Source organism: Amycolatopsis sp. FBCC-B4732, assembly GCF_023008405.1.
Lineage (GTDB): Bacteria > Actinomycetota > Actinomycetes > Mycobacteriales > Pseudonocardiaceae > Amycolatopsis > Amycolatopsis pretoriensis_A.
On the sequence record NZ_CP095376.1, the window covers coordinates 1,709,186 to 1,729,489 of the forward strand.

The following is a 20,304-nucleotide window of genomic DNA, read 5'->3' on the forward strand; positions in this document are numbered from 1 at the left end:
ATCGTCTACACCCCGCCGACGATGGTCTTGAGAATTTCGACGACGAGCGGCGCGAGGGCGGCGAGACCGAACCCGATGCCGGCGGCCTTGAACGCGCCTTTGGCCTTCTCGATTTCGCCGGGGTCGTTGGACGCCATCAGGTAGCGGAGCCCGCCGATGGTCAGGAAGACGAGCGCGACGCCGGCGAGGATGCCCATGATCCACGAGCGGATGTTGGACAGGACCTGATCGACGGACTGGGCGAGCGCGACGTACTGCACAGTCTCCGCGTGCGCGGCGGAACTACCGAGGAGCAGCGCCGCGGCGGCCAGCGTGCAGCCGAGCTCGACGACCGGGCGACGACGCGATCGTGTTGGAGAGATCGGAGCTTTCGGCACAGAACCGGGCCGGCGGCAGTGCATTGCGCGAGCGGGAACTCGAGCTGTTGTGCGGTGGCTGTGCCGGTTCGGTGGTCGGCGGGTGGGTGTGCGGTGACCGGGGTGGTGGGTGATCAGTCGCATGAGGACGCCTCCTGAACGGCGCCCGGTTCCGACGTGGACCGGGATGGGCGAGGGCGGGCGGGCACTCGCGTCCCGCGGTCACCAACTCCGGATTTCGGTGATCGGGGAGACACCGGACGCCGCGTCTTCTCCGGTTCGCGGGCGACGCCGCGCTGTGACTTCGGGCGCGTTGCCGTGTCGCTCTCGCTGAGGTATTCGGCGAGCTTGCGTTCGGCGCGGTGCCGGGCCTGTTGCGTTGCCTTGTACGTCTGGCCGCGGGCCTGCGCCGCCTCGGCGAGTGACAGCTCGCCGAACCTGGTGTCGCCGATGAGCGCGGCTTCGGCGGCGGTGAGGACACCGGCATAGACGGCGGCGAGCAGAACGAAATCGGGGTGTCCGCCGGCGTGCTCGGGCCCGGGTGCGCGTGCGCCGAGGTCGGCGACCGGGGCTGCTGCGTCGAGCGCCTCGCGCAGGGCGCGGTGGCCGGCGCGGTAGGCGGCCCAGCGCAGCCGGACGAGGATCGCGGGCCGGGTGAGGTCGACGTCGACCAGGGCTTCGAGGAAGCCGGTGAGCACCGCGGCGTGGATGTCGTGGACTTCGCCGCGGAACCGGTTGGTCAGCTTGGCCGCGATCGGCAGCAGCACCGGCAGTGCCAGCCCGACGCACGCGACCGTCCACGTGCCGCCCTCGGCACGGGACCGCGTCACGAGTGCCGTCCACACCGCGTCCCGGGTCTGCTGTGGACATCCTTTCGCGACGGTCAGCCGACCGACTTCGTCCAGCGGCACCAGCCGCGGCGGCAGCCCGCCGACTTGGCGGCCGTCGAGGGCGACCGGATGTGGTCCGGTGACCAGCCAGGCGAAGGCGGTGCGGGCGGTATCGAACACACCAGGCTCGCCACGCGGACGCGTCGTCGGACTGGCGGGGTGTTTCGGTGACGAGGGCTGGTCCATGGCGGCACTCCTGAACGAGCGGAAAGTAACGTCGCCAGGAAGCCCGCCGGAGCGCCTCAAAACCGCTTCAAGACCAGGTCAGAGGCGTGATAAAGCCGCTTCAAAGCCGTTTCACACGCGTACCCCGACCTCGAAATCAGGGGCCGATCCGGCAGCTGACCAGCTCGGAATCCGCCACAGAGGTTCGGCCGCCGGACAAAAAATGGGGGTCCGACGTGATGGTGTCTCTTGGCGGCCTCGTTGCCGGAGTTAGCCGGCGACCGCGCAGAAGCCACCGACTCGATCGGTCGGTGGCCCGCCCCGGAGGTTCCGCTCGTGACTCGACGCCCGCCGTCCTCGACCAATCGGCCGTCCAATCGAGACGACTCGACCCGCCCGCAACGCACCCGGCCCGTCAACGGCATCCCGTACCCGGGCGCTCCGGATCCAGTCGCCTCGAGCGCGCGCACTCGCCGCTCCCCGAACCGAGCGGCCACCAGCCGCGAACTCGCGCCGATTCCGCCGACGGCGTGGACAGCCGGGCCCGACCCGATCGACCCGGCAGCCGCCTGGCCGGTGCCGATCATCGAGACCATTACGTCTAGCTTTTCGGCACCCGGCGCTCGGGTTCTGCTCGCGCCATGGCCGGCCGTTGAGGAGGTCGCGAGCCGCGCAGCCAGCGTCGGCGAACTGGATGCTGCGCTCGACGCCGTGGACGCGCTCGGTCGCCATGCCGCGATCACGAAGCTCGAACTGCTGACCGCGATCGAGGTGTCCGTCAGCGGCGAGGCGGCGTTGGCTTGGTTATCGGCCGACGAGCGAGTGGACTTGGTCATCACGTCGCTGCCGCCGGACCACGGAGCCGACGGCTCTGCGGAGACACTGGCGATCACGGCCAGCCGGGCGCTCGCCTTCGGCGGAATTCTCGCGGTCTACACCCACAGCGACTGGTCGAGTGGCCGGCTGATCGACCCGTCAGGACTGATGATCGCCGCCGCGCAAAACGCCGACCTGCTCTACCTCCAGCACATCGTCACCCTCCACACCCCCATCCGGAACTGCCGACTGCAGCCACCCGCTGCGACAGCCCCAACCGACCTCGTACCCGGCGGCCGAGAGCTCGCCGCACCGATGACGCACGCGCGGGCGCACGGCGACGTCCTCGTCTTCGCCCAAGCCCACGCCGACGCCGCGCAGCCGGAAGACCTCCGATGACCAGCCAACCGAAAGGCACGGGCACCGCCATGACCACCACCCAGCCGAACACCACGCCGTCAACGGCCGACGAGCCGACCATGCCGCTGTCCCGCGCGTTCATCGACGCCCTCGACACCACCCCGCCCGCCGACGCCCCGACGAACTTCGGCCAGCTGCCGGTGTCGGTGTGGGCGACTGCGCAGACGTCGCCGGCCGCGCAACGCAAGGGCCGGTACGTGCCGGAGTCGACCGCGCACCCGGCCAAGATGCTGCCCGCCGTCGCCGCGCACGCTATCGAGCACTACACGAAGCCGGGCGAGGTGGTGCTGGATCCGATGTGCGGAATCGGCACCACGCTGGTCGAGGCGATCGACCGCGGCCGCCGCGCGGTCGGCGTCGAGTACGAGCAACACTGGGCCGACATCGCCCGCGCGAACCTCCGCTTCGCCCGCAAGCGCGGCCACGACCACGACGGTCAGGTCATCCGCGGCGACGCCCGCCAGCTCGAAGCCCTCCTGCCCGTCGAGTACGTCGGCCAGGTTGCGCTGGTGGTGACGTCGCCGCCGTACGGGCCGTCGGTGCACGGCCTGGTCAGCACGAACCGGGAGGCAGGTGTCGACAAGGTCAGCAAGCGCCACTACCGCTACGGCAGTGCGCTCGACCGCGGCAACCTCGCCAACATTGGCCACCACCGCCTGCTGGCCGGCTTCACCCGCATCCTCACCGCATGCTCCCGTGTCCTGCGCCCTGGTGGCCACGTGGCGATCACGGTCCGGCCGTGGCGCGAGCACGCCGAGCTGATCGACCTGCCCTCGCAGGTCATCGCCTGCGGCGTCGCGGCCGGACTGGTCCAGGTCGAGCGGTGCGTCGCCCTTCTCGCCCGCGTCGCCGACACCGAGCTGGTCGCACGCGGCAGCTTCTTCCAACGCGACTTCATCCGCAAGCAACGCGAGGCCGGACTGCCACTGCACCTGATCGCGCACGAGGACGTCGTCGTGCTCCGCAGGCCAGTCGAGCGATCTGCTGCCGATGCGACTCGTAAGGGCGATGTCATCGCGGCAAACGGTGGCTGCGATCCTGGTCCCTCACAGCTGGGCGCTGCTGTGCAGCCGCGTGTCGGCTCTGGAGGACCGAACTGATATGTCAAGAATCGCGGTGCGATAGTCGTAGATAACAATCAAGTCAAGATCGCGGTATGGCTTGGTCATGTCGCCGCAGTCGCGAGTCGCCACCGTAGTGACGCGGGGGCACTCTGTACTACTAGCTGTCGCGATGAAGATGCCGAGTTCCGCCAGCCATGTGTTCACGGCTCTGAGCACGCTGTCTTCTCTGACTGAGATCGAGTGGAGATGGGTAGCCGGCTTGGTCGGCGAGCGGGGAACACAGCGGTAGTAGTGGTGCGGGCCAGTTGTTGAGCTCGCCATCTTGCGGTCACAGACGGCGCATCGGATCAGGCCCTGCAATGAGTAGGCGTGGCGGGTGCGGCGTCCGTGACGTTCGGTCTTGCTTCGTCCCGCAAGGGTCTTCGCGCGCCGGAGCAGCTGTACCTGGGTGAACTCCTGGACAGTGATGATCGGGGGGTGTCCTGGCAGCCGGGAGCGGACCACTCGGTCGGGCGGCGCTCGCCGGAATCGCACGGTGTGGCCAGCGGAGACGTCATCTGGGTCGAGGAGAACTTCGGTCTTGGTCCAGCGGCCGAAGACGGCGTAGCGGGTATATCGAGGGTTCTCAAGAATCGACCGGATGGTGCTTCCGAGCCAGCCGTCGCCGCGGCGGTGTGGGTTCTGTTCTGGGTGGCGGGCAGAGGGGCATGGGATGTGGTCGCGGTTGAGTCCGGTGGCAATGGCTTGGTCACCAAGTCCGCGGAGGTAGTCGGCGAAGATACGCCGGACTATCGTAGCTGCTTCCTCGTCGATGTGGAGGATGCGTAGTTGAAGGCCGTCGGCGGCTTTGCGGGGGTGGGGGTGGGGTCCGCCGTCGACGACGATGTAGCCGTATGGTGCGCGTCCACCTTCGTGGCGGCCTTCGCTGATGACTTGAGCGTCCATGGATGCGCGGACGCGGGCTTGTACGTGTTGGCGTTCGGATTCGCTGATGCCGCCGAGAAGGCTCATCAGCATGGTGTGGGAAGGGTTGCGAGGCTGGTAGGGGCCGCCAAGTTCGGGGACCCAGAGTTCGACATTGTAGGCGGCCATACGGGGTGCGGTGAGAGAGAACTGGTTGCCGAACCAGCAGCGGGTGCCTTCGCCGACGACTACCGCCGTCCATCGACGGGAAGTGGCCTTGAGTGTGTCGAGCAGGCTACCCGCCTCGGGGCGGCGATGCCACGGGACAGATCGGGACTGGCCGATGTCGAAGTACTCCTCGACGACTTGGCCTCCGAGCGGTTCGACGAACCGGCATGCGTTGCGCAACTGCCAGCTGCGGGAGGTTGCTGGGTCTTGTTGGTCCTCGGTGGAGCATCTGCCGTAAAACGCGAACGATTGGATGCTCGGTTCCGTGGTCGAGGCTTGCGTGTTCCCCCAGAGGGCGTCGAGCTCTGCCCAGGGATCAGCAGGACGCCTATGGCGCTGCGCTCGATCCTCAGCAGCTATGCCTTTGCCAGCCATAGTCACCAGGATCTGTGACGCGGAATCCCGTGGCTAGAGAGGTACCTCTTTCGAGGCGGTAGGCGGCTAGAGGTCAAGCCTTTGGCAATGTCAGCGCTTATTTCACGTCCCCCCGATCGATCACCGTCAGCGCTGTGAGGTATCTGGTTGTAGTGGACCGCGGACGGGACCTGGACCGAATCCTGGAGCACGTGATCGTAAAAGACGACTCCCTGGATACGCTGGAGGACAACGTCGAGTTCGTGATCAGCGTCGATTCCACTAGCGTCCGGGCGCATCAGCACGCGGCCGGCGCCCGGAAAAAAGGGCTGCGCGGACTGGATCGAAGACCTCGCCATCGACGGGGAATGCGTCGGACGTTCCGGGGAGGGCTGACCACCAAGCTTCACCTGGCCGTCGATGCGGCGGGCTGCCTTTGGCGGTGATCCTCACCCCGGGCAGGCGGGGGACAACCCGCAGCTGCTGCCACTGCTGGACGAAATCCGGGATCTCGAGGTGGATGGGCAGCGGTGAGGGTCGGACCGGTGCTGGCCGACAAGGCCTACACCCATCCGAGCACCCGGCAGGCGTTACGGTCGCGCAGGATCAAGGCCACCCTTCCCGAACGCGCCGACCAGATCGCCCGCCGCAAGGCCAAGAGCTCAGCTGGTGGCCGGCCGCCGGCTTTCGACTCCGGGCTTTACAAGCTCCGCAACGTTGTCGAGCGTTGCTTCAACCGGCTCAAGCAGTTCCGCGGTTTGGCAACCCGATACGCCAAACGAGCTGCCTATCACCGGGCCGAAATCGTCCTTGCCTGCATCATCCTTCATCTCCGATGAAGATCCCCAGGACACGCCCTAGAGCGCCAGCTACCCTCCGGCGGCCTCGTCTGTAGCGGGAAGTACATGCAGTGAGCTGGAGGGTTGGACTTCTCGGGTGGGACTGACACCCGTTACGAACTTTCCGGGTCGGGCTTTAGCGGCTCTAGGAACTTGGCGACCGGTTCCTCGATGCGCTGTCGTCGCACCTGTGTTGAGAGCAGCGCCTCGTCGAAAACGACATCCGGGTTCAGGTGTGGTCCGAGGATGATGGTCCTCACGAGGGCGCGGCGGACGATGGGCCGTAGGTGGTTGACGGCAGGATGGAGCTGGCTCTCCTTCACTTCGCTGCCGTGAGCCACCGCACTGCGTACCTTGTAAGCCGCGTCGACGTGGTTGTAAATCTCTAGACGCTCTGTGTCATGTCGGCCGACCAGTACAGCAGTCCGCTGGGCTGTTCGTCGTTTCAAGTCGTTGCGGTCCTCGCTCGCCGATACCAGGCGCTCTAGCGCAACGACATAGTCGAATATCACCTCACTGGCGTCAACCCCGATGTTGACCTCGGTGTCGTAGGCGATCTTGTCGCACGTCTCGAGAAATCTGGTGGCGATTGGCGGTAGGCGCTTACTCGCCTTGACGGTCGCCATTGCGGCGATCCATTCGTCCAGCTTGCAAGACAGCCCAGAGAGGAAACGGGGTAGCCATCCTGCCTCGTCCTCATCCACAGCCAGGGGGCCGAGTAGAGGGACTTCGTAGTCGCCTTCAGGACCGAGATAATTAACGGGGATCGACTCTTGATAGGTGACTACAGATCGACCAGGCTCGACTAGGTAATCGGCAACCGGCACAACGGGGGTGTCGTGCGCGAGGTTGAGGCATAGCAACGACGCCCACGCAGGCGACTGTTGGCCGCGAGGTTGAAACAGGCGCCAGAAGATCCTGTTATCGGCCGGCTGGGCATCTGGATCTTCGGCTGAGAGCACTAAGTGCTCTCCGAAATCCAATATAGGATCGAATGCTGGCTTCGCGGCGAAGCCAGCGGCGAGTGGTACCGGTCTCAGCTCGTTCCAGTCCGCCTGGTTTGGTCGCCACAACCGCCATCCCACGAGATTGAGCGGGGCGGCGAGGTTCCAGTCAACGTTGAGGACCAGATGCCGTTGTAGCGTGATAACCGGTCCTGCTAAATACGCTGCCGTCTGAGCGGCGAGTACAGGCATGTCGACGGGTTCGTCGGAGCGCAGCAAGCCAGCGAGCCCGAGACGGTGTAGCGCGGGTCCGGAGAGCTCACGTCCAGCCGCGGCGATCGGGTCGCTGCCGCCTGCTCGTCGGCCATCCTCGTCGGTCAAGTAGCGGTTGGCGATAGCGGTGGTCAGGGCGATCTCGCGCACGCGGCCGGCACCGGGTAGCGCCCACATCGCCTCGGCGGCGTCGCGGTCGGCCAAGCTGACGAAGTCCCCGGACCGCTGACGGACCTCTTCGAAGAACGATATCAAGGCCGTCTCAAGTTCGCTGGGCGGTTCTGTCATCTGCACACGATATCGCCACCGCGGGCGGTTCCGTCGCAAATACCAGGTGCCTGTCCGGTGGGACGAGAGCACCGCACCTCTTTCGTTCAGCTGGCATCCCAGTCTTGCGGCACAGCGATCTCGCTGGAGACCGACGTCGGCCAGCACAGTATTGTACCGGTTGCCATTGCGCGAGTTACCGGTTAGCGGCCGGCCGGGCCGTGCTTGTCATAGCCGAGATGGTCAGTGACTACGCTCAGTCGCGACCGATCGTTGCGTGGCTGACGCTGGAAGTCGTATAACGACCTATGCGGTAGGACTGGCGAATTGCAAGGCACTCACGATCTAAGCAGCTGTGGCGAACGGGGGCGGACTTAGCTGGTAACGGACAGAAACTGGACATGTCGGGCCTCACCTTGTACGGCCGACACCGGCCACACGATCATCGAAGCGGAGAAGGCCCACTGCAGTCTTGGCAGGCAACCACCGAAGCGCACGCCGACGCGGTTGCTGACCGAGGAAGACAGTTGGCTGGTCCACGGACTCGCCAGAGAAAATTGGCTTGAGGGAAGAGAAGGGCCCTATGACAAGTGCTCCGCATGACGCCCGACGCACAGCTAGGGGGGCCTCCGCGCTTCGGGAGGCATTCGTCACCGGCAAGCTGGTACGGACTGCCGGTGCGCACGACGGCCTGTCGGCCCGTCTCGCCCAGGAGGCGGGCTTCGATGCCGTGTGGGCCTCCGGGCTGGAGATCTCCGCGGCGCACGGCCTGCCGGATGTCAGCCTGCTCGGTTTGGCCGAATACGTCGCCGCAGCGCTCATCATCCGCCGATCGGTCGACATCCCGGTGGTCGCCGACTGCGACACCGGGTTCGGCGGCAACCTTAACGCGGCCTACACGATGACGCGCTACGAGGAGGCCGGCGCCGCGGGCATCTGCATCGAGGACAAGCTGTTTCCCAAGCGGAACAGCTTTGTCAACTCGGGGCAGAAGCTCCTGGAAACGGACGAATTCTGCCGGAAGCTGGAAGTGGCCAAGCGGGCCCAGGCGCATCTCGACACGGTGCTGGTCGCCCGGACCGAGGCGTTCATCTGCGGTATGGGCTTGCAGGAGGCATTGACCAGGTGTCACCGATACGTGGATGCCGGCGCAGATGCCGTTCTGGTGCACTCCAAGGATTCCACGTGCAAGCAGATCGTCTCGTTCATGCGGTCGTGGGGCAGGCGCGCGCCGGTCGTCATCGTCCCCACCACCTACACCGCCTTCTCCATGGACGAAGCGCGGGAGGCGGGTGTTTCTATGATCATCTACGCGAACCAGGGGATGCGCACCGCGATAGCCGCGATGCGGCGTGCTTGGGCCACGGTCCTCGCCGAGGGGTCCACGGAGAGCCTGGAAATGCAGATCGCATCGATCGACGACTTATTCGCCATTTCCGGCATGCACGAGTGGCTGGAGAGGGCCGGTGAGTGAGCTCATTCCCGCCGTCGACTTCGTCGCGGGGCTGCACCGCTACGGCGTCCGGAAGCTGACCGGCGTTCCCTGCGGTCACCTCGGCGGTCCGTGGATGCTCTTCGAAGAGGCGGGCGAGCTGATGCCGGCGGCGTCGGAGGGGGCGGCGCTCGCGATCGCCGCCGGCTGGGAACTGGCCGGACGCAAAGCCGCGGTGCTCTGCCAAAACTCCGGCTTCGGCAACCTGATCAATCCGCTGACGTCACTGCTGCTGCCCTACGGCATCCCCACTCTGGTTGTCATGACCTTGCGTGGCTGGCCCGACGCGGATGACGACGAACCGCAGCACTCGGTCATGGGTGGCACGACCGTCGACCTGCTGCGCACCCTCGACGTGCCGCACCAGGTCCTGGAACGGGGGAACCTGGACGAGTCGCTGGCCCGCGCCGAGGCGGCGCGGGCGCAGCGGCGGCCGTTCTTCCTGCTGGTGCCCCGCGGCTCGATCGGCAAGGCCCCCGAGGCGGCACAGCAGGCAGTGCCGCCCGGGGAAACCGTGCTCACCCGGGGGCTAGTGGTGTCCGCTCTGATGTCCGAGCTCACCACCGAGTTCCTAGTGAGCACCACCGGATACCTGTCCCGGCAGGTCCACCACGAGCACGACCGGCCACGCAACTTCTACATGCAGGGCTCCATGGGACATGCCGCGGCCATCGGCATCGGCCTCGCGACGGCGGACCCGCTGCGCCGAGTCGTCGTCCTCGACGGCGACGGCGCCTTCTTGATGCACCTGGGTATCGGGTCCACCATCGGAACTAGCGGCGCGCGCAACCTCGTGCACGTGGTCGTGGACAACGGCTGCTACGAGTCGACCGGCTGCCAGCGGACCACATCCGGACAGATAGACTGGCAGGCGGTGGGCCGAGGGCTCGGCTACGGCCGTGTGTTGGCGTGCGACTCCCGAGCGGACCTGGTCCCGGCCCTGCGTGAGGCGCTCTCTGTCGACGGGCCAGTGCTGCTCGCGTTGACCGTGCGGCCGACGCCGGACGAGGTGCACCCGCGCGCGACCTCGGCCATCAGCCCGCTAGAGAATGCCGAGCGATTCCGCGCCGCGTTGGCGGGTGGCGGCAGCCGGGCCAGCGGCGATGCTACGTTCGTGTCGGGCCGGGGCAGTGCCGCCGAGGTCGCGGGGCTGTGCGCCGGACGGCGCGTCTTCGCGGTTGCCAGCGTCGGCGCCCTGCGCCGGACCGCCGTGACGGACTGGCTGCCCAACACCGCCGAGGTGTTCAGCGACTTTCACTCCAACCCAACCGTCGAGCATGCCATGGCGGCCGCCAAGAGGTGCCAGGCTTTCGGCGCTGACCTGATCATCGGGCTCGGAGGGGGCTCGGCGCTGGATGTCGCAAAAGCCGCGTGTGTGTTGCCCGCCGAGGTCAACACCGCCGAGGATGTAATCACCGACCGCATCGCGCCGCGCGCCAAGCAGGCTCAGCTCTTACTAATTCCGACGACCGCTGGTACAGGTAGCGAGGTCACGCAGTTCGCAACCCTTTACCGCGGCAGCATGAAAGTGTCGCTAGATACCCCGGCGGCGCGCGCTGACATGGCCGTGGTTGACCCAGCTTTGACTGACACCTGTTCGGCTGAGCTGACCTGGGCATGCGCATTCGACGCCTTCAGCCACGCGGTCGAGTCCCTGTGGTCGACCCGGTCTACTTGGCCGAGCCGCAGACTGGCTACCAAGGCACTTCAGTTGGTCGTGCCGGTGATCGCTGAGGCCAGATCCGTACCCCTACCCAGCGAGCGGGATGTTCTGAGTCAGGCGGCGACACTGGCTGGCCGGGCGATCGACATCACCCGAACCACCGCCGCGCACGCACTCGCCTACCCGATGACAGCACATCTCGGCGTGCCCCACGGCACGGCTTGCGCAATGAACCTAACGTGGCTGGTGCAACTTGTGGCGAATGCAAGCCCAGAACAGATTGTAGATAGTCGTGGTCCGGTCGTTGTGCGTGACGCCATCGCAACGGTGTGCGACGTCTTGAACGCACCGTGGAACAGCCTCGGCGAGGCTATATGGTCAATGCTGCTGCGGCGTTTCTCTCGGCCGCTACTCGACCAGGTGCCGGCCGACGACATCATCGGCAAGCTGGTAGCCGACGGCATGTCCTCCGAACGGATCGCCGGCACACCGATTCAACTGCGTCAGCGCGATGTCCGTGCGAAGATGCAAGAACTCCTACGCGACGCGGTCTTGCTCGGTTGACAGGACACCGTGTCCTTCATCAATTTTTCAACAGAGTTGGCAGAGCATGGCAAGTAGGTCATAGAAAGCTTTGGTTCCCAGAAGCAGGCCTCGCAGCTATCTTTTCCGGCTTGTGAGGCATCATCATGACTAACCACAGGAATCCTTGACTTTCGCTGAACGTCCACGGTCCCTGGCTGGCTCCGGGAGCGTGGCAGGTTTGCAGTCTGGTCGCCCGGTGGCCGCGCCTGCCGGTCCACGGCGCCGTTGGTGTAGTCTCTGTCACACTATGAAGACACGCAACGTAGGCACGATCGCTTTGTCGACAAGTTTCGGAAGTGGTCAAGTGGAAGTTGAGAGCGAAAGGTGACATGATCACAGCAACGTTACGCCGGAGACTAGCGAAAGGTGTTTGATGATGAGTGTCCCAGACGATTTTGTTGAGCAGATTATCGAAGAGGAAGTGACGTATCGAGGCGATACAATAAGCGTTCGGCGGCTTGATGTCGAAACCGCTCCGGGGGTGCTCAACAAATTTGAAGTCGTCGAGAAAGGAGGTGATAGCGTAGCAATTTTGCCAATCAATACGCAAGATGACAATATTTACCTAATCAAAGAGTATTACCCTGCTGCCGACGCGAGGCTTTACAGCTTACCAAAAGGAACAATAGAGCGCGGTGAAACGTCGGAGGCGGCTGCGCAGCGAGAAATGCAAGAGGAAGTCGGCTTATCTGGCCGCTTGGTGCCATTGGCAACCTTTCATGTGAGTCCGGGTTACCTTCGTCAGCGAACATTCGTCTTTTTGGCGTTCGATCTCAAAGAGGCCGAAGCGGTAGGGGATGAACGAACTTTCATTGCGCCCATACGACTGAAGTTTGATGACGCCCTGGAAATGGTTAAGAGTGGTGAAATAACCGAGGCGCGTTTGGTCGCCGCCTTGTTGATGGCGAAATCGCATGTGGCGGAAAAGAATAGAACATAATTAACAATCTCACTTTGACGGGAAGACGATGTCGCACCAGAATGACCAAGAAGTATCCAGTTGGCTTCAACCGTTATCTTCGGATGCGCGACAGGTGTTTATTTCACATGCTGCTGAAGATGTTGAAATCGCATTCAAGGTTGCAGCGTTGCTGAAACGCTACTTGGATATCAACGCATATGTCGATCAATCTTTCCTTCGCGTTGGAAGCAAATGGCGCCCCGACATCGAGGGTAAAATAAAATCATCGGAAGTGGTTATCGTACTCCGGTCAAGAGTGGTGGCTGCAGAAGCCTCGCCCGGCGTAATTAATGAGGTTGAATACGCCCGTCAGATGAATATACCTGTAGTTTTTGGCGCGATCAGAGGTGCTAAGCTTTCGGATGTTCATCACGAGATTGACTTTGGAGAAGATGGTTCTAGGGTTGGAGCCGTCTGGGATTTGGCAAAGTTCTTGTTGTCAGAGTCCCATCCGTACCGGGCCTTAGGGCTGGGGTCCGTCTGTGTGGGCACTGCGTCGGTGTCAGCGACGCTAGGGGACCCCGAGATCATTGCTTCGCGCGAAGGGATGATTACTGTTCTAGGTCATACAATGAAGCAATGGCTGGGAAATTACGGAAATGCTATCCGCCACGCACGGTCAAAAATACGCATGTACTTCCCTGCGACAGATGCTATCGGTATGGACCTACTGATTGCTTCGCATCGTAATGAGCATCTAGTTTTGAGCGAAATCGAAAAGTCGAAGGCAGCTGCGCTGGAACTCCAGGTAGAAATTGACGATCCTGAGAAGTTTGCGGCGTACTTAGTCCCAGTTAAGCCGATGTTTAGCGCAACCATCGTTGAGCCTAGTGGTGCAGAGGCCGTTATTGTCGTAGATCCGTACTCGTTTAAGGTTGGCGCCGAGCTTCGACCTAAGTTTATTGTGCGAGGTAAACATACTGACCTGTTTTCTTATTATCATAAGGTCGTATCAAACATAATTGCGAAAAGTGAACCACTTAGACTGTAGGTGATCACTTGTGTATGCGGTGGGCTGCAGCTGATGTGCCCTCTATCAGGAGTCCGGCAGCGTGCGGTTCGCCGACAGGCGGGGACGCGCCCGAATATATACATGGTCACGGTTAGTTGGGTTCTAAATGTGCGGTAAAACAAATCAAAAAAGGTTCTTGATCAGTCTCAGCGTTCCTCGATTAAGTGCTTCATGCAGGGCTGGCCCAGAGATCATTTTGGAGTTATCTGAACGCTCGGAACCTAGGGGATAGTAGTCTATCAATGAGCTGGGGTGTGTGTAGTCTATATTTACGGCGAGTACAGCTGTCCGTTTACCTGTTCTGGCTCGCTCGGCGGCGATCGTCCCGGGCAGTTTCCCATGCCATGTGGAGCGGTCTACTCGCCCTTCGCCTGTAATTGTTAGGTCGGCGGTCAGTACTTTGTTTTCAGGGTCGGCCAACCTTATCAATTCGTTGGCGCCTGACATAGCGGTGGTACGTGCGATGGATGCCAGGCCAAAACCAATTCCGCCACCTGCGCCGAACCACGCCTCATTGAACAATTTCTCATGCCCGCTGCCGGCTTTGTTTGCTCCAAGCAACTGCGAAAGGTGACGTAAAGCTTGCAACGCCACTGCTTGTTCTCTGACTAGCAGTCCTTTCTGTTGGCCGAACATCTCTACTGCTTGTGAAAGTGGAGTGTTGACATCGGATAGGAGTTGCAGCTCGGTCTGTTGTAGGAAGCGGCGAGCAGGGGTTAAGTCGACTTGCGTGACAGAACACAGGGTCGCAAGCGATGGCTCGACGCACGTACCTGTCGCGGTGTAGAAGCGTACGCCAAGTGCGTGAAGAGCGCCGGCGCCACCGTCCGCTACGGACGTACCTCCAAGGCCGACGATCAGGGTCTTGGCCCCTTTGCGAACTGCTGCAGCTATGACCTCGCCGACTCCTTTCGAACTGGCAAGCAGAGGGTTCACTTCCTTTGAGTTTCGATCACGGAAGCCGCATATATCGGCAGTCTCGATGACTGCGGTACTTTGATCGAAAGTTAGCCATTCGGTCTTCCTGCGTACACCGGATGGAGTGCTTGCGAATGTCGTCTTGTTGCGTCCACCTCGGGTGGATTTTATGACGGACAGAGTTCCGTCGCCACCGTCTGCTAAAGGAATGTTAATAATTTCGCTTTCCGGTAAAGCAGTTGAAACGACGGTTGAAATTGAACTCGCCAGTTCGGCGGCTGTGGCGGATCCTCGAAAACAGTTGGGCGCGATGACAATTGTTTTCATCTATATTCCTGTCGCATTAGACCATCTACCTTCGGCGAATCCATGTCCGTAGTAGCAGTCGAGTTCTTCTGGGGTTGTCGACGAAGGTCGTTCGTGCGTGCAAGCAGGTCAAGTTGTTGAAGATCGCTAGTTCGCCTTCATTGAGTTTCCCGACGTTAACAAGCTGTGTATTCGATGTGGCATTGTCGAGCGCGTCTAGTGCTTCAATCTGGAAGCGCGTCAGGGGGGGTGAAGAGGGAAACTGGTGCCCGCGCTCGATATACTTGCGCAAGTATGTAATTGCCGCGTGACCATTGTGCCTATATAGAACAGGTTTTCGGATCGTCGGCGCGTCATAAGAATTGCCAATTCTTCGATCAAAGTAAAAATAACCCTGTAATGTTGCTAGTAGTCCGCGCGTGCGCGGCAAATTCGCGATGACGTCATTTAAACGTGCATATTGGAGTTCGCCTCCGATTCTTGACTGACGGACGCATAGTAGAGTGAAAAAATCTGGCGCTGGAAGTGGTAATTCGGCGCCGTCTGTGTGGAAGTTGCCACCGAACCTCGACTCGGAGTACTTTGCTTCGGCGCCTTCGCCGATTAGCGTTCCTCGGTCTCGTACTTCTTTAATAATTGTGCCATTTCGATCTTGCGTTAAGACCTGACCCAGAAGTCCTGTGAATTTAAGTATCATATCTCTTGTTGTGCTCGGGTCGTCGATGGGCACACCCGTCAGAACTAAAACTCCCGGGGGATTGTCTAGAAAAGTATGGACGAGAGATAACAGCTGTTTTTTTGCATGGGCTTCAAGACGAGAGTCTTGCCGCTCGTATTGTAGAAAATCCCTCAAACTCTTCGGCGGGAGTACACGTGATTGATCTAGTGCGTCATATGGGTGCAATGGATCCACGGCCCTCGCCTCCGGGTCTTCGTCGCCTAGGAATGATGGTACTGGTCCCGCAAACTGAGATTGTGACTGCAAGTGTGGACTGAATTCGCCAAGCTTAATTTGGGCCTTAATTATTGTCAAGCGAACTCGTTTGCGCGCGGGCGGCTAGCCCCTTTGGTGCAAGGTGCGTGAGGCGAATGGTCTATTCGCGCTTCGGGATTTAGCCTGTTTTCCCTCTGGATCTCTCCAGTCGCGTCTAGGTTGTCCCAGGTATGTGACGGCTTCAATGAGATTAGTCTGCTCGTCAGCTTTGACGGGTATGCTGAGTTTTGCGTAATAGAATTCGGGTGTTCGGGAAGGTGGGAGCTGAGTGACGGTGTCAGTCGATGGAGAAGGTGACGACGGGTACGCATCGCGTATTGCGAACGAGTCCTATGAGTGGTATCGAAATCGTGCAATTCTTACACGTCGGGCATATAGGCTCTCGGAGATGATGCTTCTAGTAATCTCGGCTAGTATTCCGGTTGTTGCTGTTTTTTTCCCGCACAGCTCAACCATTTCGGCGGTTTTAGGTGGCGTGATCGTAATTACCTCTGGATCGCAATCGCTATTTCATTGGCACGAGAACTATTTGAGGTTTAGCCAAGCGCGCGAAGCGGTTGAGTCAGAGAGGAGACTGTATAATACTTGGACAGCTCCGTACAATTTGGAGGAGTCTAGGTCTCAGGTTCTCGTATCGGCGATCTCGCGTATCGAACAGCAGGAGATGCAGAGATGGATCACTGTCGTATCACGCTCGAAAGAAACAAGAGTTACTCAGTCGTCGTCGAAACAGTGAGTTTGAGGAACCTCGGGCCGCTCTGGTCATTGGCAAGTGACTTCCTTGATGGTTAGGAAACTGGACTGGGGGTATGCCGAACATTGGAGGTCGAGTCTTGGAGGTCGAGTCTTGGAAGTCGATGCGCACGCCGCCTCGATAGTCCGGATTGTGATTTTACGGCGACGGCCGTAAGCACTGGTTGTTGTTGGCTGCGGGTGCGGGTATAGGGCGGCGACTCATTCCCGGTTGGCTGCTCCCACGGCTGGCTGGTCGGTCATAACCGTCCTCGCGCATACGAAGACTTCGAAAAACCTCGGCAGACTCAGCTTGTGCAGTGGTTCCTTTACTGGTTCTCGACGCAGTTGTAGCTGTCGACGTTACTGTCTTCGCTGTGCCTTATCACCTCGTCGAAGAACCGCGTTGTGCTGGCGATCAAGCCGGCCGAAAACTTGGCAGCGAAGATCACCAGGACGTGCAGGGGAACGACGGACCTGACGCACTCCCTTCGCGGTAGCGGTCGCACAGCCGAACGGCGCCGGCTGCGACGGCGACGCCGGGTTCAGTCATTCGAGCCTTGGTGGTCCAGTCGGGAGGCGGTGCAGTCGGAAAGCCGGCTGCTCGCGTGCCGCGTGGGCTGCGCACAGCCTCGCGGTCACGCCGTCCTGGTCGGTCACGACCGCGGTGACCGGCTCGGCACAGGGTGTGGAGCCGGGTCGTAGTCCCACGCGCCGGCGCAGCCGGGTCGGTGCACCAGGCGCGTCCTCCGCTCGAGTGCAGCGTGACGCCGTGGTCGGGGCAGACGCCCCACGGGATGTCGCACAGGCCGGGGTCGCGGGCCACCCGGACCCGGGCCAGGTCTTCGGCCGTCCGGGAGACCTCGTCGGTGTAGTCGCTCAGGTCGTGGGTTGCCTTCGCGATGGGCTGGGCGAGGCGCTGCAGGTGATCGTCGGGCGCGGCCTGCAGCCGGGCGGCCACCTCGGCGGTGCGCGCCGCGAGCGCTTCGGCGTCGGCGGCCGGCGCCCGCAGCTCGGCCGGCCAGACCCCGTATGAGAGGCTCCTACAGAAGACCCAAACCTCATCCCAGGGTGTCAACGACCAGAAGCAGCAGCACAGGGTCATTCAAGCTGCAGGTCGGTGGCGAATCTCAGCGTGGGGTTATAGATCAACTCGGTCTCGGACACAGTATTACCCCACAGATCGCGAACCGCGATCTTGAAGCTGGGTCGATCGTAGCTCAGCTCGAATCGATGTTCTGTAGTCGCCATTCTGCGCTGCCGCAGACGATGAACTGTCCCGAGCCTCGTAGCGCTGTCGCGACGCGGCTGCTTCGTGTCCAAGCGGACTCCAGCGTGGCGTGGCCGTCATCGTCTTGAACGCCGAGCCGGACATGGATCTCGTCCACGAGGTGGTCTTCACGGATGTAGAGCGTCTTCGGCCGCGGCTGGCCCGCGCGCTGGGTGCTGGTGTGGCCGTGGCGGCAGCGGTACGTCGGTCGCCCGTGGTTCCAGTGCGAGTCCAGCCGCCGGTTGCAAACGCCGCAGTGAATTAGCCCGGCGAGGGCGAATCGGCGAGTCTGACCGTCGCCAGCGGGGCGCGCCGCCCGGACTTGCTGCGCGGCGACGAAGTCCTGCTCCGAGATCAGCGCCGGATGGGCAGCCTTCGCCGACAGTGCGGGCGTTGAGGCTGGGCCTTCGGTGCCGGTGGCGCGGCGGTTCCAGGTCTGGCGACCGGTGTAGCGCGGGTTCGCCAGGATGACGGCGACGGTGCGTAGGATCCAGGAGCCGCGGGTTCGGTGGCGGTTGCGGTCGGGGTCGGCGCTGGACGGGCAGGGGATGCCGCGTTCGTTGAGGTGTCGGGCGATGCTGGCGACGCTGTGCCCGGCGAGACGCTGGCGGAACATCCAGGCGACGTGGGGTGCGGTTCCTGGATCGGGTGCGAGGCGCTGGAGGCGTCGGCCCCAGCGGGCGTCGGCGGGGTTGGGGTGGGGGCCGGCGTCGACGAGCTGGTAGCCGTAGGGTGGTCGTCCGCCGAGGTAGCGGCCTTGCTGGGTGGCCTGGTTGTGCATCGCCGCCAGGACGCGGTGGCGAGCGCGGAGTACTTCGCGTTGTGACTGGGTGGCCAGCAAGGCCAGCAGTGCCCGGTGGTCGCGGTTTCCCAGATCGACCGGGCCTCCTGTCTCGGGTAACCACAGCTGGATGCCGTGGCGGTTGCACCAGGTGTAGAGGGTGGTGAACTGGGTGCCGGTGAAGGCGCGCTCGTACTCGCCGACCACGATCGCATCGATCACGGATCCTGGACCCGAGACTGCGGCCATGAGCTGGGCACCCTGCGGTCGCTGTCGCCACGGGATGCGGCGTGAGGTGCCGGCGTCGAAGTAGGCGGCGACGACCCGGCCGTGGCCCGCGACCAGCTCATCGGCCATGTCGCGTTGCCAGCCCTGCGACGACACGCGATCTTGATGTCGGACGGTCGAGGTGCGGCCGTAGAAGGCGAACCGCAAGCCACTGCCATGGTCGGGGCGGGTAGAGGTGGTGGTTGCCGGCTTCTTGCCGTTCATCCACTGCGCCAGCAGGTCGGCCGTGCCGGCAAGTGGTGCGGCCACCTGAGGCGAGGGCGGGTGCGGTGGGATCTCGCTGGACGGATGTCGCGGCCGTCGGGTTATGACGGCGCGCTCCGAGCGGTTCATCCGATCAGCGCAGTCAACGCGTCATCTAGGCGCCTCAAGCGTCGTCTCCGCCTGCGATCGGGCCGAATCGCTCTGCGAGCGGCGCAGCGAGGCACATCTTCGTCTCACCCGCCGTCCACTGGCCGACGCGCTTAGCCCGCATGGCGACGGAGGTCGAAGGGGTAGTCAGAGGGTTTTACGTCAACAAACGACGGCAGCTGCAAGACTGGGTCGATTACTTGACGAACTGCATCTTGGGGCAGCCTTGAAATGTGACGCTGCCGTCGCCTCTTCCGACAGTGACGATCAAGGTGGTCGCATGGGTCACGAACTTATTGTCGATGATGTCGCCTGCCGCGCTGGTGCGTTCCCAGTAGCAGTCGCTGGCGGCCCGGGCTGCCTTCCACTTGCCAGGTGCGATCTTTCCGGGGCCTCGCCCGACTTCGTAGGTGCCGTTCGACTTCGTCGCGAGGCCCGTGAGGGCCGCGTCGATGTCCTTGGCGAACGTGGGGCAGAGGATGGGAATCCCGACCTGGTAGACGCGTGCGCCGTTGGCGTCACTGGTCGCGTTTCCGTCGAGCCATTCACTCGGATCCACGCCGCCATCCGTCGCCTTGCTCAGAGAGGGAAAGGTATCGCAGGCAGCCTTTACGAACAGGTGCGCGTACGGATATTCACTGACGGCCAACCCTGCGGCCTTGACCTTTGCGTCGACTTCCCGCTCTTGGGGCGTCGCCTCGTCACTTTGCGCAGTAGGCTCGGTGCTGGGGGATGGCGTGTAAGCGGGGGCGTAGATAGCCGAGGTTGTCGGTAGCGCTGCCGTGACGCTCGAGGTCAACTTCTGCGGTGCAGTGCTTGCCGCACACGAAGTGAGTACGACAGCAGCAACCGCGATTGGTACCGTCACTGCTGCCTTCTTCATCGGTTCGTCCTTCGTCGAGTTGATCGGTCGCGGGGTACTGATCGCGCGACGGTGACGCACTGTTACAAGCGGACCAGTCAAGCGGCTGGACTGTTGTCAGCCCCATGCGTGGATCTTTTGACGGCCTGCTTTAGACGGGGCGCGGCGGATAGCCGACGGAGTTCCCGGCGCTCCGCGTTTTCGCAGCCCAGGAGGTGAGGTTAGGTCGTCGTCTCGCAGGCTTGTCGCCAGCCAGCCAGCCAGCCAGCCAGCCAGTCAGCCAGCCAGCCAGTACTCACGTCGCAACTTAACTCTGGGTGACCTCGTTTCACGTCTCCACGCTCTGCTCCGAACGAGTGAACTTGAAGTTTCAATGTCTTACCGTAGGTAACGGTGGTGAGTCAGTCGCTTACCGGGGCCACCAGCGGAAATGATCGTGAATGGTGTCGCTTGAGTCCGTTCCGTGACCTGAAGAGGCTTTCGGGGCCTGTTACGTACGCGGCCCGGGAGGCGACGGATGGCGCAGAGCGTGACGCGTTCGGTTGCGTCGCCGCTGGACTGAAAGAGGCA

The 20,304-nt window shown here is 62.6% G+C and carries 17 protein-coding genes; 9 read left to right on the plus strand and 8 right to left on the minus strand.

All coding sequences use genetic code 11. The annotated features are described in order from the left end of the window. Positions 1-5 precede the first annotated feature (5 nt). Together MUY14_RS07165 and MUY14_RS07170 are read right to left on the minus strand one after the other, a co-directional pair. On the minus strand, positions 6-311 hold the full coding sequence (locus tag MUY14_RS07165) for a pilin (protein WP_247025077.1): 306 nt from the start codon (positions 309-311) through the stop codon (positions 6-8). 179 nt (positions 312-490) lie between these two features. Next, complete coding sequence (locus tag MUY14_RS07170; RefSeq protein ID WP_247021970.1) at positions 491-1,366, minus strand: sigma-70 family RNA polymerase sigma factor; 876 nt, start codon at positions 1,364-1,366, stop codon at positions 491-493. Positions 1,367-1,987: 621 nt separating this feature from the next. On the opposite strand from MUY14_RS07170, the gene MUY14_RS07175 reads away from it, so the two are divergent. Together MUY14_RS07175 and MUY14_RS07180 are read left to right on the plus strand one after the other, a co-directional pair. Further along, a complete protein-coding gene (locus tag MUY14_RS07175) occupies positions 1,988-2,626 on the plus strand; it encodes a hypothetical protein (RefSeq protein WP_247021971.1) in 639 nt (212 codons plus the stop codon). Continuing rightward, positions 2,623-3,747 (plus strand): TRM11 family SAM-dependent methyltransferase, encoded by a 1,125-nt coding sequence (locus MUY14_RS07180; protein WP_396126761.1) that lies wholly within the window; start codon positions 2,623-2,625, stop codon positions 3,745-3,747. Before MUY14_RS07175 ends, MUY14_RS07180 begins: the two co-directional genes overlap by 4 nt. On the opposite strand, the gene MUY14_RS07185 is transcribed toward MUY14_RS07180, so the two are convergent. Next, positions 3,694-5,217 (minus strand): recombinase family protein, encoded by a 1,524-nt coding sequence (locus tag MUY14_RS07185; protein ID WP_247021973.1) that lies wholly within the window; start codon positions 5,215-5,217, stop codon positions 3,694-3,696. The genes MUY14_RS07180 and MUY14_RS07185 overlap by 54 nt on opposite strands. A gap of 134 nt (positions 5,218-5,351) precedes the next feature. Here MUY14_RS07185 and MUY14_RS07190 point away from each other — a divergent pair, with 134 nt between their 5' ends. Next, positions 5,352-5,642: a hypothetical protein gene (locus MUY14_RS07190; protein ID WP_247021974.1), complete on the plus strand. Its 291-nt coding sequence runs from the start codon at positions 5,352-5,354 to the stop codon at positions 5,640-5,642. 99 nt (positions 5,643-5,741) lie between these two features. After that, on the plus strand, positions 5,742-6,035 hold the full coding sequence (locus MUY14_RS07195; RefSeq protein WP_247021975.1) for a transposase: 294 nt from the start codon (positions 5,742-5,744) through the stop codon (positions 6,033-6,035). A gap of 113 nt (positions 6,036-6,148) precedes the next feature. On the opposite strand, the gene MUY14_RS07200 is transcribed toward MUY14_RS07195, so the two are convergent. Further along, the gene (locus tag MUY14_RS07200; protein ID WP_247021976.1) at positions 6,149-7,540 is read right to left on the minus strand and encodes a HEPN domain-containing protein; all 1,392 of its coding nucleotides are present in this window, start codon (positions 7,538-7,540) and stop codon (positions 6,149-6,151) included. 562 nt (positions 7,541-8,102) lie between these two features. Here MUY14_RS07200 and MUY14_RS07205 point away from each other — a divergent pair. The 4 genes from MUY14_RS07205 to MUY14_RS07220 all read left to right on the plus strand — a co-directional run bounded on the left by MUY14_RS07205 (position 8,103) and on the right by MUY14_RS07220 (position 13,211). Continuing rightward, complete coding sequence (locus tag MUY14_RS07205; RefSeq protein ID WP_247021977.1) at positions 8,103-8,993, plus strand: isocitrate lyase/phosphoenolpyruvate mutase family protein; 891 nt, start codon at positions 8,103-8,105, stop codon at positions 8,991-8,993. Continuing rightward, on the plus strand, positions 8,986-11,238 hold the full coding sequence (gene aepY, locus MUY14_RS07210; protein WP_247021978.1) for a phosphonopyruvate decarboxylase: 2,253 nt from the start codon (positions 8,986-8,988) through the stop codon (positions 11,236-11,238). The genes MUY14_RS07205 and aepY overlap by 8 nt, the downstream gene beginning before the upstream one ends. Positions 11,239-11,632: 394 nt before the next feature. Then, entirely contained in the window at positions 11,633-12,199 is a 567-nt protein-coding gene (locus tag MUY14_RS07215) for an NUDIX hydrolase (RefSeq protein ID WP_247021979.1), read from the plus strand. A gap of 28 nt (positions 12,200-12,227) precedes the next feature. Further along, positions 12,228-13,211, plus strand: coding sequence for a toll/interleukin-1 receptor domain-containing protein (locus MUY14_RS07220; RefSeq protein ID WP_247021980.1), 984 nt, complete (start codon positions 12,228-12,230; stop codon positions 13,209-13,211). 144 nt (positions 13,212-13,355) lie between these two features. Here the strand turns inward: MUY14_RS07220 and MUY14_RS07225 are convergent, their stop codons facing one another. After that, positions 13,356-14,477, minus strand: a complete 1,122-nt coding sequence (locus MUY14_RS07225) for a glycerate kinase (RefSeq protein WP_247021981.1) — start codon at positions 14,475-14,477, stop codon at positions 13,356-13,358. Between the two features lie 25 nt (positions 14,478-14,502). After that, positions 14,503-15,369, minus strand: a complete 867-nt coding sequence (locus tag MUY14_RS47240) for a TauD/TfdA family dioxygenase (protein ID WP_396126762.1) — start codon at positions 15,367-15,369, stop codon at positions 14,503-14,505. A 355-nt stretch (positions 15,370-15,724) separates the two neighbouring features. Between MUY14_RS47240 and MUY14_RS47245 the strand changes: the two genes are divergently transcribed. Further along, positions 15,725-16,186: a DUF4231 domain-containing protein gene (locus MUY14_RS47245; protein WP_396126840.1), complete on the plus strand. Its 462-nt coding sequence runs from the start codon at positions 15,725-15,727 to the stop codon at positions 16,184-16,186. Positions 16,187-17,402: 1,216 nt separating this feature from the next. Here MUY14_RS47245 and MUY14_RS07230 read toward each other — a convergent pair. Then, positions 17,403-18,725 (minus strand): recombinase family protein, encoded by a 1,323-nt coding sequence (locus MUY14_RS07230; RefSeq protein ID WP_247021982.1) that lies wholly within the window; start codon positions 18,723-18,725, stop codon positions 17,403-17,405. Positions 18,726-19,068: 343 nt separating this feature from the next. Further along, positions 19,069-19,755, minus strand: coding sequence for a hypothetical protein (locus tag MUY14_RS07235; protein WP_247021983.1), 687 nt, complete (start codon positions 19,753-19,755; stop codon positions 19,069-19,071). Between the last annotated feature and the right edge of the window lie 549 nt (positions 19,756-20,304).

Bases quoted from the DNA above. Each gene is read 5' to 3' on its own strand.
- MUY14_RS07215 (WP_247021979.1), top strand. From the start codon at position 11,633: ATGATGAGTGTCCCAGACGATTTTGTTGAGCAGATTATCGAAGAGGAA.
- MUY14_RS07235 (WP_247021983.1), bottom strand. From the start codon at position 19,755: ATGAAGAAGGCAGCAGTGACGGTACCAATCGCGGTTGCTGCTGTCGTA.
- MUY14_RS07200 (WP_247021976.1), bottom strand. From the start codon at position 7,540: ATGACAGAACCGCCCAGCGAACTTGAGACGGCCTTGATATCGTTCTTC.
- MUY14_RS07225 (WP_247021981.1), bottom strand. From the start codon at position 14,477: ATGAAAACAATTGTCATCGCGCCCAACTGTTTTCGAGGATCCGCCACA.
- MUY14_RS07185 (WP_247021973.1), bottom strand. From the start codon at position 5,217: ATGGCTGGCAAAGGCATAGCTGCTGAGGATCGAGCGCAGCGCCATAGG.
- MUY14_RS07230 (WP_247021982.1), bottom strand. From the start codon at position 18,725: ATGAACGGCAAGAAGCCGGCAACCACCACCTCTACCCGCCCCGACCAT.
- MUY14_RS07220 (WP_247021980.1), top strand. From the start codon at position 12,228: ATGTCGCACCAGAATGACCAAGAAGTATCCAGTTGGCTTCAACCGTTA.
- MUY14_RS07180 (WP_396126761.1), top strand. From the start codon at position 2,623: ATGACCAGCCAACCGAAAGGCACGGGCACCGCCATGACCACCACCCAG.
- MUY14_RS07205 (WP_247021977.1), top strand. From the start codon at position 8,103: ATGACAAGTGCTCCGCATGACGCCCGACGCACAGCTAGGGGGGCCTCC.